This window comes from Streptomyces sp. PU-14G (assembly GCF_041028275.1).
Taxonomy (GTDB): Bacteria; Actinomycetota; Actinomycetes; order Streptomycetales; family Streptomycetaceae; genus Streptomyces.
Map to the genome: position 1 here is coordinate 1 of NZ_JASKYT010000157.1, position 16,605 is coordinate 16,605.

Below are 16,605 nucleotides of genomic sequence, written 5' to 3' on the forward strand. Positions count from 1 at the left end.
CCCCCGACGCCCCACTCGGCGGTGCGGCCGAGGGGGCACAGCCGTTCCGCACGCTGCATGCCGTGGTCGGCGGCACGCCCGTCACCCTCCGGGTGCAGAACGCAGTGCACCCGGACGACCCGGACAACCACTCCCACCTGCTGCACCGCATGCTCGCCGGTCCCGCCGACGGGGCGCAGCCGTTCCGCACACTGCATGCCGTGGTCGGCGGCACGCCCGTCACCCTCCGGGTGCAGAACGCAGTGCACCCGGACGACCCGGACAACCACTCCCACCTGCTGCACCGCATCGCCCTCGGTACGGACGCCGGTGTGCTCTCCCTTGCCGACACCCACGGACCCGTGCTGTGGAACCCGCGCCTGCACGCGCCGCGCGATGCCACCGGACGCCTGATCCTCGCCGGGCCCGGCACCGAACGGCTCGCCACCCCGTCCACCGTCCCACTGCACCCGGCCGCCGACAGCTACCACCAAATCTTCGCCCGCCTGTGGCCGCGGGCAGTCCTGGCCGCCCTGCACCGCCTGCGCGAGGCCGCGGCCGACCCGCTCCGGCGGCCGGCGGCCGGACAGTGGGCGCTCTCGGTGTCCCGCTGCTGGGCCGACCTGACCGCACAGCTCGGCATGCCCGAGCTGATCACGCCCCCCGAGCCGCCCGTCGTGCCCTGGACCGACCTGCGGGATGCCGCGGCCGGCGCCGTCGCCTCCTTCACCACCGACTCCGCGGAAGGTCCGACCCGATGACTGAACCTTCTCCCCGCCCCTCCCTCTCACGGCGGTGCAGTCACGTCCTGGTCCGGGTGCACGACTTGCCCCGCGCGGTCGACGGCTTCCGTGCTGCCGGCTTCCAGGTCGCCTACGCGACCGCTCCCGAGCGCAAGGCGCTGCACGCGCACGTCTGGTTTCCAGAGGGGCCGGTGATCGAGCTGGTGACCACGCCCCCGGTGGCCCGCTGGATGCGACTGGCCGTCGACCTTCGCTTCGGCCGGGGTGCGGGCGAGCGCATGCTCCGCTGGGCCGGCCAGGAGGAAGGCTTCTGCGATCTGGCCCTCCTGGTGGAGGACGTCGAACTGGCCGACCTCACCAGGGAACTCGCTGCCGACGGGGTGCCATGCGGGCGCGCCGTCCGCTGGAGGCGACGGCGTCCCGACGGCAACGAGACGCACTTCGCCTTCTCCTACCCGAGGTCCGGACGCCTGCCGTTCCTGGTCACTGCCTACGACCCGCCGCAGCACCCCGCCGACGTACGCCATCCCAACGGAGCGCGGGCGATCTCCCGGATCGTGCTCGGGGTCCGCCCGGCGGACCTGCCCGCCGTCCGGCGCCTGGCGGGCGACGCACCGGGCCTGCGGCTGGAGGAGGCACCGGTGACCGCCGTGCGCGACGTGCACCTCGCCGGACTGGCCGAACCGCTCGACCGGGCCCTGCTGCACGGCGCCGTACTCGTCCCGGCCGACACCACACCTATGCCGCCCATCACCCACGACAAGGGGTCCTCCACGTCATGACCGCACACACCACCGCGGCCGGCCTGCTCGACGAACTCACCGATTTGGGAGTCGAGTTGTGGAGTGAGAACGGCCAGATACGCTTCCGGGCCCCGCAGGGCGTCCTCACCGAGGAACGCCGCGCCGCCATGCGCGCGCACAAGGAACAGGTCGTCGCCCTGCTGGACGCGGAGGACGCCGCACGTACGGTCACCGCCGATCCCGCCGCCGCCCACGAGCCGTTCCCGCTCACCGACGTGCAGAGCGCCTACCTGCTGGGCAGGCGGGACCCGTTCGGGCACGGCGGGGTCGCCTGCCACGGCTACCTGGAGGTCCACTACCCCCGCCTCGCCCCCGCGGCCCTGGAGGACGCCTGGAACGCCCTGATCGCCCGGCACGACATGCTGCGTGCGGTCGTCTACGAGGACGGCTACCAGCAGGTCCTGCCCGAGGTGGAGCGCTGCCGAGTCGCCGTCGCCGACCTGCGCGACGCACCGGACCGCGGCACGGCGCAGCTGGAAGAGGTGCGGGCCGACATGGGCCACCGCACCTACGACACCGCCCGCTGGCCCCTGTTCGAGCTGCGGGTGACCCGGCTGCCCGACGGAGACATACTGCACTTCTCGCTGGACTCCCTGGTGGCCGACTGGGCCAGCGCCGCGATCCTGCTCGACGAGCTGGACACCCTCCTGGCCTCACCCGACCCCTCGGACACCTCCGGGCTGCCGACGTCTGCGATCTCCTTCCGCGACTACGTCCTGGCCGAACGCACCCAGCGCGCCACCGCGCGCCACCGCCGCGACCGCGACTACTGGCGTTCGCGACTGGACTCCCTGCCTCCCGCGCCCGACCTGCCGCTGGTCACCGCACCCGCCGAGCGCGAACCCCGGTTCGTGCGGCTGTCCCACCGCATGCCGCAGCCGGCCTGGGAACGACTGCGTGGCCGGGCGGCGGACCGCGGACTGACCCCCACCACCGTCGTCCTGGCCGCGTACGTGTCGGTTCTGGAGCGATGGAGCCGCCGCAAGTCCTTCACCGTCAACCTGACGCTGCTCAACCGCCTGCCCCTGCATCCGGACGTCGACCGCCTGGTCGGCGACTTCACCTCCGTCACCCTGCTCGCGGTCGAGGAGCAGGCCGGAGCGGCTCCCGCGGAGCGGGCGAAGCGGCTGGGCGAGCGCCTGTTCACCGATCTCGACCACCGCCTGTACTCCGGGGTGGAGGTCATCCGCGACCTCACCCGGGCCCGCGGCCGGGACGCGACCCTGATGCCGTACGTCTTCACCAGCTCGCTGGGGCTGGGCCCCGGCTCGTCGGAGGGAAGCGGGCGCACCCTGGGGGCGGGCATCACCCAGACCCCGCAGGTCTTCCTGGACTGCCAGGTCGGTGACGGCTCCGGCGACCTGGAGGTCAACTGGGACATCAGGCGGGGCGTGCTGCCCGAGGGGATGGCCGAGGACATGCTGGGCACTTTCGGCGCGCTGCTCGAAGCGCTCGCCGACGAGCCCGACGCCTGGGACAGCGCCGAGCCCGTCGCCCTGCCCGCCTGGCAGGCCGAGGAGCGCCGCGCCGCCAACGACACGGCGGGACCGCTGCCCGACGGCCTGCTGCACGAGGGCTTCTTCGCCCGCGCCGCCGCCCACCCCGACGCACCGGCGCTGCTGGGCGCCTTCGGCACGGTCAGCTACGGCGAACTGGCCCGGAGTGCCGGGGCCGTGGCCGACGCCCTGCGCGCGGCGGGCCGCACCGAAGGAGACCGGATCGCCGTCGTCATGGACAAGGGCCCCGAACAGGCCGCCGCCGTACTGGGCGCCTTGCTGGCGGGCTGCGTCTACGTGCCCGTCGACACCACCCAGCCCACGCTGCGGCGCGCCCGGCTGCTGACCGCCTCGGGCGCCCGGCACATCCTCACCCAATCCTGGGTGGACTGGGTGGACTGGGTGGACGACGGCGAGGGGCGCCCCGAGGGCGTCGACCGCAGCGACGTCGACCGCCTCATACCCTCCACCGCACTGCCGGTTCCGGCGGACGGCGACCCCGAGGCACCCGCCTACGTCATCTACACCTCCGGCTCCACCGGCGATCCCAAGGGGGTCGTCACCTCCCACCGCGCCGCGCTCAACACCGTCACCGACATCAACGACAGATTCGGGATCACCGGCGGCGACCGGGTGCTCCAGCTCGCCCAGCTCGGCTTCGACCTGTCGGTGTACGACGTCTTCGGCGCGCTCGCCACGGGCGCCGCCCTGGTCCTGCCCGATCCTGCGCGCGGCGCCGACCCGTCCCACTGGGCGCGGCTGGTCGCCGAGCACGGTGTGACCCTGTGGAACTCCGTGCCGGCACAACTCCACATGCTCGCTGACTACGTGACCACCGAGCCCGTCGAATTGCCCACCCTGCGGCTGGCCCTGCTCTCCGGCGACTGGATCCCCGTGCCGCTGCCCGGCCGGCTGCGAACCCTGCTGCCCGGGCTCTCGCTGACCTCCCTCGGTGGTGCCACCGAGGCGGCCATCTGGTCCATCCACCACCCGATCACCGAGGCGGACGACGGCCGCACCAGCATCCCCTACGGCGTTCCGCTGCGGAACCAGGGATTCCGGGTGCTGGGCGAGGACGGGGAGGACTGTCCGGTCTGGGCCCCCGGCGAACTCTGCATCACGGGGGAGGGGCTGGCGCTCGGCTACCTCGGCGATCCGGATCTCACCGCCCGCAGATTCCCCGGCCACCCGCGCGACGGGCAGCGGCTGTACCGGACCGGTGACGTGGGCCGCTATCTGCCCGGCGGCGAGATCGAGTTCCTCGGCCGGGACGACAACCAGGTCAAGATCCGCGGCCACCGTATCGAACTCGGCGAGGTCGAGGCCGCCTTGCTGGCCCACCCGGCGGCAGGCGCCGCCGCGGCCGTGGTGAGCGACGCCGGCGGCGACCGTACTCTGCTCGGCTTCGTCGAACCGGCCCCGCGCACCCGGCCGGACGAGACTGCCCGGGACACCCGGCTCAAGACCGCCGCCCAGCGCTACGCCGACCGTCTCCTGCCCGGCGCCGGAGCCGAGCGGATCGCCGCCCATCACGAGGCCCTGCGGCGGGCGTCCCTGCTGACCATGCTCGATGCCCTGCGGCGGCGCGGAGCGCCGGCCGACGAGGCCGAGAGCACGGACGAGATGCTGGACGCGGCCCGAGTGGCTCCACGGCACCGCTGGCTGGTGCGGCACTGGCTCGTGGCGCTAACGGACGCCGAGCTGCTGAGGCGGGACGCGGACGGCCGCTACCGGGCCGCGCATCAGGCCGGTCCCGAGGACGTCGCGCGCGCCTGGCACGAGGTGGCCCGCGGCGTCGCGGACGGCCTGTGCACGGACGACTACCTCGCCTATCACCGCGCGCACGCGGAGCGCCTGGACGCGCTCCTTGAGGACCGCCTCAACCCCTTCGACCTGCTCTTCCCCGAAGGGGACGACGCCCCCGCCCGCGCCGTCTACCGGGACGACGCCCTCTCCCGCCACCTCAACGCCGCCCTCGCCGCCGTCGTCCACCGCCGGGCGGCCGAGCACGAAGGACCCGGGCCGCTGCGCGTCGTGGAACTGGGCGCCGGCATCGGCGCGACCACCGAGTCGGTCCTGCCGCTGCTCGAAGGGCTCGCCGTGGACTACCTGTTCACCGATGTCAGCCCGTCCTTCCTGCCCCGGGCACGCGCCGCGTTCCACGGGCAGGGGGTGCGCTACGGCGTGGTGGACGTCGACCGCGGCCTCCTCGCGCAGGGGCTGCCGCCGAACTCCGCCGACCTCGTGGTGTGTGCCGGAATGCTCAACAGCGCGCGGGACAGCGCCCGTGCGGTGCGGGCCGCGGTCGAACTCCTCGCGCCGGGAGGGCTGCTGGTGGTGACCGAACCGGTCGGCGCTCACCCGCACATCCTGCTCACCCAGGGGTTCTTGATGGAGCCGGGCGACGGTGACCACGAGTACGGGACGTGCCCGCTGCTTGACGAGGCGGGCTGGCGTGACGTGTTCGAGCGTGCCGGAGCGGAGGACGTGCTGACCCTGCCGGGCTCCGGCCACGCCTTCGAGCCGGCCGGACACCGGCTGTTCGTGCTGCGCGCGAAGACGGACCGGGCACCGGTGCGCCCGGAAGAGGTCGCCGCGTTCGCCGCCGAGCGGCTGCCCGCGGCCATGGTGCCCGCCCAGCTGCAGATCGTCGACGCGCTGCCGGTCACCGCCAACGGCAAGATCGACCGCCGGGCACTGGCAGCGCGACGCCCGGGTGAACTGGCCGGCGCGGAGGTGGAGGCGCCCGGCGCCGACGCCGGACTGGAGGAGCGGCTGTGCGCGCTGTGGGCCACGGCCCTCGGGATCACCGCGCTCGCGCCCGAGGACAACTTCTACGACCACGGCGCCGACTCGCTGATCCTGGCCCGGGTGGCCGGCCGGCTGCGGGAAGACGTGCCCGAGGCGGCGGCCTTCGCCTACGACGCGCTGCTGCGGCAGATGCTCAACGAGCCCACCGTCCAGGCACTCGCCCGCGCCCTGAGCACGTCCGGGGAGTCCGGCGCGGGAGCCGCACCCGGCGAGTCCCGCGAGACCGGAGGCAATGCCCTCCTCGTCCCGTTCGGAGGCGCCCCGCACCCGGACGGCACCGTGCGGGTCATGTTCCACGCGGCACTCGGCACCCTGGACTACTTCCAGCACCTCGGCCGGGCGCTGGCCGCCCAGGACCTCGGCCCGGTCATCGGCGTGGCCGTCGCCGACGCCGAAATCTACACGGCGACGCCGCCGGAGCAACTGGTGGCGACCGTTGCCGACCGCTACGCCCGACGCCTCGCCGACGAGGGATACACCCGCTTCCAGCTGATCGGCTACTGCCTGGGCGGGCTGCTGGCCACCGAGGTCGCCAGGCGGCTGACCGAACGCGGTCTCAGGGTGGACGATCTGACCCTGGTGGACAGCATCCCGATGTTCCTGGACACCGACGAGGAACTGGCCTACGAGTCCATCTTCGTGCCCAACCTCGGCCTGGATCCGGTGCCCGCCGTCTTCGGACCGGGCGTCGCCGACCGGGACGTCTACCGTGCGGTGGAACTGCTCACCGCACGCGGGAGCGGACGCATACAGGCCGGCGCGCTGGGTGCGCTGGACGGCGACGAAGGACTGGCAGCGGTGGCCGCCGCCGCCCGCCGCGCCGCCGAACGTCCCCAGGAGGAGCGGCTGGCCGGCTACGCCCGCGCCGCCCAGGACAACGCTCAGGTACCGGTCGACGCCGAGCTGGTCCCCGCCCTGTTCCGCACCTGCCGGCACAGCATGAAGGCGGCTCACTTGCAACTGGAGCCCTACGCGGGCGACATGACGTTCCTGCGGGCCGAAGAACAGCAGTCGTTCGGCGTCACCGGCGGCGTCGGCCACCTCGCCGAGCCCTTCTGGGCCGAGACCTGCCTCGGCAGGTTCACCGTCGCCGACATACCCGGCAACCACTTCAGCATCATCGAACTGCCCCACGTGCACACGGTTGCCGAGCACCTGGCGGCCCCGCTGCGGCCGGGCCGGGACACCAAGGGAGTCACCGCCCGATGACCACCACCACCGAATCCACGACCGCGCCCGAGCAGCCCGAAGCCCCGCCGCCAACGCCCCCCGACGACCGCGACGAGGCGGCGTACCGCCGATGCGCTGCGCCAACTGCGCCGCCCCGTCGCCTGGATGACCCGGCTGGGCATCGTTCTCGGCGCGATCGGTGCCGTCACCAACCTGGTGCCCTTCGTCGGCATCGCCGAGATCGGCCGCACCCTGCTCGCCGACGGCCCCCTGGACCGCGACCGCGTGGTCACCGCGGCCGTCGCCGTCGCCGTGACCCTGGTCATCGGCTGGAGCTGCAACGGCACCGCTTTGTGGATCACCCACCTCGCCGACGGCCGGCTCCAGGCCGACCTGCGGCGCCGCATGGTCGCCAAGCTCGGCCGGGTGCCGCTGGGCTGGTACTCGGCCACCACCTCGGGACAGGTCCGCAAGGCCGCCCAGGAGGACATCGACGACCTGCACCACCTGATCGCCCACCACGACGTCGAACTCTCCGGCGCGGTCACTCTGCCGCTGGCCGGTCTCGGCTACCTGCTCTGGGTCGACTGGCGGCTCGCCCTGCTGGCGCTCGCCACCCTGCCCGTCTACTTCACCGCCTACGCCTTCATGATGCGCGGCTTCACCGAGAAGATGACCGAGCTGGACTCCGCCTTCGGCCGGGTCAGCGCCGCCGTGGTGGAATTCGTGCACGGCATCGGCGTCGTCAAGGTGTTCGGCGGCACCCGCCGCGCCCACGCCGGATACCGCGAGGCCGTTCACGCCTACGGCGACCAGTACGCGGGCTGGGTACGGCCGGTGCTCAAGCTGGAGGCATACACCTCCATGGCGCTGTCCGTGCCGGTGATCTCCGTCGTCGGGATGGCCGGCGGAATCTGGTTCACGCACGAGGGCTGGGTCTCTCCCTCCGACGTCCTCGCCGAGGTGCTGGTCGCCGCCGTCCTGCCCACCACCCTGCTCACCCTCAACCAGGGCCTCACCGCGCAGCGCAAGGCGGTGGCCGCAGCCGGGCGCATCACCGCGCTGCTGGACGTCCCGGAACTGCCGGTCACCGACCTGCCGCAGCGGCCGAACGGCAACGACGTCGTCCTCGACGGTGTCCTCTTCGGATACGAGCCCGGCCGCCCGGTGCTCCACGGCATCGACCTCACCTGCCGGGCAGGCACCGTCACCGCCCTCGTCGGCGGATCCGGCGCCGGCAAGTCGACGCTTGCCGCACTCGTGCCGAGGTTCCACGACGTGGACGCCGGCGCGGTCCGCATCGGAGGCACGGACGTTCGCGACATGGCACCCGAGGAGCTGTACCGGCACGTCGGGTTCGTCCTGCAGGACGTGCAACTGCTGCACGGTACGGTCGCCGACAACCTGCGTCTGGGCCGCCCGGACGCCACCGACGCCGAACTCGTCGCCGCCGCGACCACCGCTCGTATCCACGAGCGCGTCACGCGGCTGCCGCGCGGTTACGACTCGGTCGTCGGCGAGGACGCACGGTTCTCCGGCGGCGAGGCCCAGCGGCTCACCATCGCCCGCGCCCTGCTCGCCGACGCGCCCGTCCTCGTCCTCGACGAGGCCACCGCGTACGCCGACGCCGAGTCCGAGGCGGAGATCCAGGACGCCCTCTCCACTCTCGTGCGGGGCCGCACCGTGATCGTCGTCGCCCATCGGCTGTCCACCATCACCGGCGCCGACCAGATCCTCGTCCTCGACGCGGGACGGGTCGCCGAGCAGGGCACGCACACCGAACTGCTCGCCGCCGACGGCCGCTACGCCCGCATGTGGGCGGCCCACCGCCCCGCCGGCACGCCTGACACCGAGCCGGCCGTGCTGTCCGAGCGGGCCGAGCCGACGGGGCGAGCCGAATCCGCCGTGCGAGCCGAATCCGCCGTGCGAGCCGAACCCGCCGAGCCGGCCGAGGAGACCGAGGAGACCGAGGAGACCGACCGATGATCCGCCACCTGGCCACCGTCCTGGGGCCCGAACACCGGGGCGCGCTGCGCCGCTACCTCGCCTGGCTGATCGCCTACGGGGTCCTCGAAGGCGTCGCCATGGCCTTCCTCGTACCCGTCCTGCGTTCGCTGTTCGACGGGGACACCAGCGGCGCCCTGCGGCACCTCGCGGTGCTCGCGGTGCTCGTCGTGGCGACCTGCGCCGCTCGCTACCAGCAGGCCATGCGGGGCTTCTCGCTGGCCGTCGTCACCCTCACCACCCTGCACGACCGGCTCGGCGATCACCTGGTCCGGCTGCCGCTGGGCTGGTTCACCTCCGAGAAGGTCGGCCGGGTCGCGCGTTCGGCGACCACCGGCACCTTCACGGTCAGCAACGTCTTCGCCCATCTGCTCACCCCGGTCGTCAGCGGCATCGTCACCCCCGCCACCGTCGTGCTCGCCATGCTCGTCCTGGACTGGCGGCTCGGCCTCGTCCTGGTGTGCTGCGCACCGCTGCTGTACGCCACCCACCGCTGGTCCGCGGCCTGGATCGGCCGCAGCGAGCACCAGCGGGACTCCGCTGACGCGCAGGCCGGCAACCGGGTGGTGGAGTTCGCGCGGGCGCAGAAGACCCTGCGGGCCTTCGGACGCGACCGCGAGGGCTACGCCCCGCTGGAGGCCGCGGTGGACGCACGCAGCCGGGCGGGGGGCCGGATGCTCGCCGAGACCATGCCCCGGCTGCTCGCCAACGGCCTCGCCGTTCAGCTGTGCTTCGCCGCCCTCGTCGCCACCGGCGTGGCCCTCGCGCTGCGCGGCGCCGTGGGGCCCGCCGCCCTGGTCGCACTCCTCGCGCTCGCCGCCCGGTTCGTCGGGCCGCTGTCGGAGGCGGCCGGTATGAGCGGCATGCTGCGCATGGCGGGCAACGACCTCGGCAGGGTCGCCGCCCTGCTGGACGAGGAGCCGCTGCCCGACACCGACACCCCGACCGCCCTTGAGCGCTCCGGCGAGATCACCTTCGACAAGGTCACCTTCGGCTACGAGGACGACAACCCGGTTCTGCGGGACGTCTCCCTGCACATCCCGCCCCGCACCATGACCGCGGTGGTCGGGGCGTCCGGTGCCGGCAAGACCACGCTGGTCCGGCTGATCGCCCGCTTCTTCGACGCCGACGTCGGATCGGTCCGTGTCGGCGGCACCGACGTGCGCGAGATGCCGGTCGAGCAGCTGATGGCCCAACTGGCCCTGGTCCAGCAGGACGTGTACCTCTTCGACGACAGTCTGGAGGGCAACATCCGCGTCGGCCGGCCCGACGCCACCGACGAGGAGGTGCGCGAGGCCGCCCGGATTGCCGGCGTGCACGAGATCGTCGAACGGCTGCCGGACGGCCTGGCCACCCGCGTCGGTGAGGGCGGCGCCTCCCTGTCCGGCGGTGAACGGCAGCGCGTGTCCGTCGCCCGCGCCGTCCTCAAGCGCGCCCCGGTCGTCCTGTTGGACGAGGCCACCGCGGCGCTCGACCCGGAGAACGAGAAGTACGTCCAGCGCGCCCTGCGTACCCTCATGGCGGACTCCACCCTGCTGGTGATCGCCCACCAGCTGTCCACCGTCGTGGCCGCCGACCAGATCCTCGTCCTGGACGAGGGCCGGGTCAGCGAGCGCGGCACCCATGACGAACTCCTCGCCGCCAGCGGCCTGTACGCCCGCTTCTGGGAGCGTCGCCGCCGCAGCCGCGGCTGGCGCCTGGTGCCGGACAGCCCGGCCGAGGTGACCCGGTGATCGGCGTGATCGGCGGCTACGGGGACGTGGGAGCCCACGCCGTCCTGGCCCTGCGCCGGGCCGGCCACCGGGTGCGCGTCGGTGGGCGGTCGGCGCGCGCGGCGGCGGAGTTCCGCGCCCGCCACCTGCCCGGCGACACGGCGGTGGAACACCGGGTGGTGGACGTCCGCGACGGCGACAGCGTGACGGCATTCGCCAAGGGGCTCAGCGTCCTGGTCAACTGCGCGGGCCCCTCCCACCTCACCGGTTCCGCCGCCGCCGACGGGGCACTGCGGGCGGGCACCGACTACGTGGACGCCGCCGGGGACGACGCCCTGTACGCGCTCCTGGACGACGGCCGCTACCGGAGCGCGGGCCGGACCGCCGTGCTCTCCGCCGGCCTGCGCCCCGGTCTGACCGGGCTCTTCCCTCGGGCCGTGGCCCGCCTGGCACAGGCCGGGGGGATGGCACAGGCCGAAACGGTCACCGTCCGCACCCGGGTGCGGGATCTGTTCACCCGCACCTCCGCCCTGGAGTACCTGCACGGCGCCTCCACCCCGGGCCCCGGCCCCCGTGCGGCCTGGCGGGACGGAGCCCTCCGGTCCCGAGCGCTGACTCGCCACAGCGTCACCGACCAGCCGTTCTTCCGCGGCACCCACACCGTGCTGCCGCAGCTGTCCGCCGAGGACGCGCGGACCGCACAGGCCCTCGGTGTCCGCGACGGCGACTGGCTGACCCTGATACAAGGCGAGCACGTGCTCGCGGCCCTCGACCGGGTGCATGTGCTGCCACCCGAAGAGGCGGCGGAGGCCCTGTGCCGGGCGGCCCGGCTCGACCTCGCGGGACGTGTGCCCGCCGTCACCATGGTCGTCGTCCTCACCGGGGGCGCGGCCGTCCGCGCCGCGGTCCTGCACGGCACCGGAAACGCCCCCCTGAGCGGCGCCGTCGCCGCCCACACGGCGACGAGCGTGCTGCGCGGCGAGATACCGCCGGGCCGGCACTTCGCGGCCGAAGCACTCGACCCCGAATCCGCCGTCGCCACGCTCACCCGTGCTCCCGGCCCGGACGGTGGGGCTCCGTGCGCCCGGGCCGAGCTGCTGCCCGAGGGAGCCGACCCGTTCGCACCGGACGCCGTCGCCGAAGTGGGGGCACTGTGACAGCCTCGCTCACCGATGCGCGCGCCGCACTTCGGCTCCGCCCCCACCTGCGCCGTCTCGACCACCTGAGCCGCACCGCGATGACCGCCGCACTGCGTCCGGCGCTGCCCGGCACCGCGGACGACATCGCCGACCGCCTCCCCGTGGCCCCGCGCCACCGCGCCCTCCTGGAGCGCTGGCTGGCCGCGCTCAGCGCCGCCGGGGAGGCTCGGCGCGACGACAACGGCCGCTTCGACGCCGCCGCTTCGGCGGGCGACGCGCCCTCCCCGCACGAGCTGCCCGCCCTCTACCAGCGGCTCGGCTTCCCTCCGGCGATGGCCCGCCTGCACCAGGCTGCCCTCGACCGGCTGCCGGACCTGCTGAGCGACCAGGTCACCCTGACCGATCTGCTGCCCGAGGACACCGAAGTGGTGGCCGCACTCGGCGCCTACCAGCGCAACGCCTTCACCGGGCGGCTGCACGAGCGGTGCGCTGACCTGGTGGCGGGCGAGGCCGCCCGACGCGGCCCCGGACGAATGAGGGTGGTCGAACTGGGCGGCGGGTCCGGGGCCACCACCGAAGCCGTCCTGGGCGCACTGCGAGGCCACCGCAGCGACTACGTGTTCACCGACGTCAGCCCGCTGTACACCGGCGCCGCCGCCGAACGTCTCGGCGTCGGGACGGCGCTGCTCGACGTGGACGCCGACTTCGCCGCCCAGGGCTTCCCGGCGGGCAGCGCCGATGTCGTCGTGGCCGCCAACGTGCTCCACAACGCCACCGACGTACCGGCCACCCTGCGCGGGATCCGCCGTCTGCTGGTACCGGGCGGCACGCTGCTGCTCGTGGACTCGGCAGGCGACTGCGACACCGTCCTGACCTCGATGCAGTTCCTGCTCTCCCCGCCGTCAGGGTCGCGGCACGCCGCCAACCCGCGCGGGCGCTTCACGGACGGCAGGGCCAAAACCGCCACCGTCTTCCCCGCGGCGGGGGAGTGGGAGAAGGACCTGGCCGAGGCCGGCTTCACCGTCCGGAACCGCTACCCGGACGACGCGGCAGGACCGGCCCCGGCCGGCCAGTACCTGTGGCATGCCACCGCGCCCGAGACCGGCGAGGCGGACCTGGAGCCGCTGCGCCGGGCCCTCGGGGACCGGGGGCCGGAGCCGGTCTGCACGGTCGGCGGTGCGGAGTTCGACGCGGCGGCCGTCCTCGCGGCGGTGCGGCACGCGCCCGCGACCCGGCTGCCGGACGAGGCGGTCCGGTTCTTCTCGGACGCGGCGGACGCGGCGGACATGGCCTTGGCCGTCGCACGGCCGCAGGCCGGGCCCGCGGCGGGCCCGCCACCGCACACCCTTGTCCTGACGGGCGATCCGGCGGGCGCCCGGGCGGCCCTCGGCACCTGGGCCCGCGGCGGCCGGGTCACGGCGGTCCCAACCGCCACTCCGCCCGCCCGGCTGCTCGCCGACCTCGAACTGGTGGGTGCCACCGAAGCGGTCCTCCCTCTCGTGCTGGTGCGTGCGCTGCCCGCCGCGCCCACCGCCGCCCTGACCGATCTGTCCGCGCTGACCCGCGTGATCTGCACGGAACCGGGTGCCGGACCGCAGGAGGCCGCCGCCTGGTCGGAGCTGGGCCCGCACTTGGAGCACCGGGCACCCCACGCACCCCGCGGTTTTGGCAGTCCCGGGGTCATCGCGGACACGGCCTCCGCCGCGGCCGACGCGGCCCTGCGCGGCCTCGACCCGCACGCCTCGCTCGACGCGGCACACACGGTGGCCCGGGCAGCGCTGCACAGCATGCTGCGCACTCTCCACGAAGCCGGCTGCTACACCCGCCCGGAAGAGCGCCGCACCCCCGAGGAGATCGCGGCCGCCGTCCGCCCGGCTGACGACCACCGGCGACTGCTGCTCCGCTGGCTGACCGTACTGACCGGGGAGGGGCTGCTCGTCGCGGACGGCTCGGGCGCTCTCCAGTGCGCCGCGGACCCGGAGGCGTACGCCGACCTGGACGCGGTGTGGGGGCCGGCCCGGCAGCGCTGGCGTGCCGCCCACGGCTCCGCCGCGACCGTCACTTACGCACGCCGCTCAGCCGGGGAACTCCTCGCGCTGATGCGGGGTGAGCGTTCCGCGGCCGAACTGCTCTTCCCGCGCGGCGGGACGGACACCGCACGTGCGCTGTACCGGGAGAGCGCCACCGCCCGCTACCAGCACCACGCCGCCGCCGCGCTCGTCGCCGCACACCTGCGCGAGACGGGAGGAGGCGCCCGCCGCGTCCTCGAAGCGGGCGGTGGCACGGCGACCACCACCGAGGTGGTACTGGCGGAGCTGGACCGGCTCCCCGGGGCGCCCGTGGAGTACCTGTTCACCGACGTGTCCCCGTTCTTCCTGGACCACGCCCGCGGCCGGTTCGGCGACCGGCTGCGGTACGGCCTGCTGGACGTGGACCGGGACCCCGTCGAGCAGGGGCATGCGGCCGGTTCGTACGACGTGGTCGTGGCGGGCGGGGTGCTGAACGCGGCGGCCGACACGGACCTTTCGATGCGTGGGCTGAGCCGGCTGCTGATGCCCGGTGGATTGCTGGTGCTGACCGAACCGACCCGGGAGGAGTACTGGGTGCTGGCCTCGCAGGGCTTCCTGCTGACGGAGCCACGCGACGCCCGGTCGGCCACCGGCGCCTCCTTCCTGACGCACGACCAGTGGCGTGCCGTACTCGACGGCGCCGGTTTCCTGCCCGTCGCCGACCTGCCCGCCGACGGCCACCCACTCCACCCGCTGGGCCACCGCGTCTTCGCCGTCCGACGCCCTGCTGCCTGAACCACCCGCCCACCTGAACCACCGGCCGTTTCGCCCACCGTGGCGGCCGGCCCGATAGGAAACCGAGGAACACCATGTGCGGAATCACCGGCTGGGTGGCGTTCGACCAGGATCTCACCCAGCGGGGCGACACGGTCGACGCCATGACGGCGACCCTCGCCGACCGCGGCCCCGACGCGAGCGGCGTGCGCCTGTACCGGCACGCGGCGCTGGGCCACCGGCGCCTCGCCGTCATCGACCTGCCGGGCGGCGCTCAGCCGATGACGGCGGACACGCCCGACGGCGAGGTCGCCCTCGTCTACTCCGGCGAGGTCTACAACCACCCAGAGCTGCGTGCCGAACTCCAGCGCCGCGGACACCGGTTCACCACCCGCAGCGACACCGAGACCGTGCTGCGCGGCTACCTGGAGTGGGGCGAGGCCGTCGCCGAGCGCCTCACCGGCATGTACGCCTTCGCCCTGTGGGACGAGCGGCACCGGCGCATGGTCCTCGTCCGCGACCGCATGGGCGTCAAGCCGCTCTACTACCACCGCACCCCCGACGGCCTGCTGTTCGGTTCCGAACCCAAGGCCGTCCTCGCCAACCCGGCCTTCCCGCGCCGCGTCGACACCTCCTGCCTGCGCGAACTCGTCGGCTTCACCAAGGCGCCCGGCTGGTCGCTGTGGAAGGACCTGTACGAGGTCGAGCCCGGCACCGTGCTCACCTTCGACCGCGCCGGGATGCGGGAGCACACCTACTGGCGGCTGGAGACCGCCGAGCACACCGACGACGCCTCGACGACGGTCGAGCGGATCGCGGCCCTGCTCGGCGAGATCGCGCCGGAGCAGCTTGTCTCCGACGTACCCCAGTGCGTGCTGCTCTCCGGTGGCCTGGACTCCAGCGCCGTCACCGCGCTCGCCGCCCGGCACCAGCGGACCGTGGGGGAGAAGCCGCGTACCTTCTCCGTGGACTTCGCCGGCTACGAGGAGAACTTCCGGCCCGACGAGTTCCGCGACACCCCCGACGCCCCGTTCATCCGCGAGGTCGCCGCCCACGTCGGTGCCGACCACCGCAACGTGGTCCTCGACTCCCGCGCGCTGACCGACCCGTCGCTGCGCCGCGCGGTGGTCGCCGCCCGGGACATGCCGATCGGCCTCGGCGACATCGACAGTTCCATGCTGCTGCTGTTCCGCGCCATCCGGGAGCAGTCGACGGTCGCGCTGTCGGGCGAGTTCGCCGACGAACTGTTCGGCGGCTACGTCTGGTTCCACCACCCGGCCGCCCGGGACGCCGACACGTTCCCCTGGCTGGCGTTCCAGAACACCTACACCGCCGACCGCACCGAACCACTCCGTCCCGAGCTGCGCGACGCCCTCGACATCGGTGCCTACGTCGCCGACGAGTACGCCGGAGCCGTCGCCAAGGTCGAGCACCTGCCCGGCGAGGACCCCTTCGAGCGCCGGATGCGCACCAGCAGCCACCTCCACATCACCCGGCTGGTACGGGCCATGCTCGACCGCAAGGACCGCATGTCGATGGCGACCGGCCTGGAGGTGCGCGTCCCGTTCGCCGACCACCGCCTCGTCTCCTACGTCTACAACGCACCCTGGGCCCTCAAGACCGTCGACGGCCGCGAGAAGGGCCTGCTGCGACAGGCCGTCGCCCGCCTGCTGCCCACCTCCGTCACCGAACGCGTCAAGAGCCCGTACCCCTCCACGCAGGACCTCGCCTACGCCACCGCGCTCCAGGAGCAGACCCGGCGGCTGCTCGCCGACCCCGGCCATCCGGTGTTCGCCGTCTTCGACCCCGGCTGGGCCCGGCGCACCGCCGACACCGACCCCTCCGCCGTGACCGGCGCCCTGCGTACCGGCCTCGAACGCCTCCTGGACTTCCAGGTGTGGGCCGACCTGTACCGCCCCGGACTGGATCTGCCGTGACAGCCGTCGCACCCGCCCGCCCGCACTG

The 16,605-nt window shown here is 74.0% G+C and carries 7 protein-coding genes and 1 pseudogene; all 8 read left to right on the plus strand.

Annotation, left to right across the window (positions count from 1 at the left end):
• Positions 1 to 740 (plus strand): annotated as a pseudogene (locus tag AB8Z75_RS19185) (hypothetical protein); the annotation flags it as partial.
• Positions 737 to 1,504 carry a VOC family protein gene (locus tag AB8Z75_RS19190; RefSeq protein WP_369203592.1) on the plus strand — a complete coding sequence of 256 codons (768 nt, stop codon included), beginning with the start codon at positions 737 to 739 and terminating at the stop codon, positions 1,502 to 1,504. The pseudogene AB8Z75_RS19185 and the gene AB8Z75_RS19190, both read left to right, overlap by 4 nt.
• Complete coding sequence (locus AB8Z75_RS19195; protein WP_369203593.1) at positions 1,501 to 7,041, plus strand: amino acid adenylation domain-containing protein; 5,541 nt, start codon at positions 1,501 to 1,503, stop codon at positions 7,039 to 7,041. The genes AB8Z75_RS19190 and AB8Z75_RS19195 overlap by 4 nt, the downstream gene beginning before the upstream one ends.
• 126 nt (positions 7,042 to 7,167) lie before the next feature.
• Complete coding sequence (locus tag AB8Z75_RS19200) at positions 7,168 to 8,988, plus strand: ABC transporter ATP-binding protein (protein WP_369203595.1); 1,821 nt, start codon at positions 7,168 to 7,170, stop codon at positions 8,986 to 8,988.
• Complete coding sequence (locus AB8Z75_RS19205) at positions 8,985 to 10,739, plus strand: ABC transporter ATP-binding protein (RefSeq protein ID WP_369203597.1); 1,755 nt, start codon at positions 8,985 to 8,987, stop codon at positions 10,737 to 10,739. Before AB8Z75_RS19200 ends, AB8Z75_RS19205 begins: the two co-directional genes overlap by 4 nt.
• A complete protein-coding gene (locus AB8Z75_RS19210; protein WP_369203598.1) occupies positions 10,736 to 11,875 on the plus strand; it encodes an NAD-dependent epimerase/dehydratase family protein in 1,140 nt (379 codons plus the stop codon). Before AB8Z75_RS19205 ends, AB8Z75_RS19210 begins: the two co-directional genes overlap by 4 nt.
• The gene (locus AB8Z75_RS19215) at positions 11,872 to 14,661 is read left to right on the plus strand and encodes a methyltransferase (RefSeq protein ID WP_369203599.1); all 2,790 of its coding nucleotides are present in this window, start codon (positions 11,872 to 11,874) and stop codon (positions 14,659 to 14,661) included. The genes AB8Z75_RS19210 and AB8Z75_RS19215 overlap by 4 nt, the downstream gene beginning before the upstream one ends.
• A 74-nt stretch (positions 14,662 to 14,735) precedes the next feature.
• Positions 14,736 to 16,577, plus strand: coding sequence for an asparagine synthase (glutamine-hydrolyzing) (gene asnB, locus AB8Z75_RS19220; protein ID WP_369203601.1), 1,842 nt, complete (start codon positions 14,736 to 14,738; stop codon positions 16,575 to 16,577).
• Positions 16,578 to 16,605 lie beyond the last annotated feature (28 nt).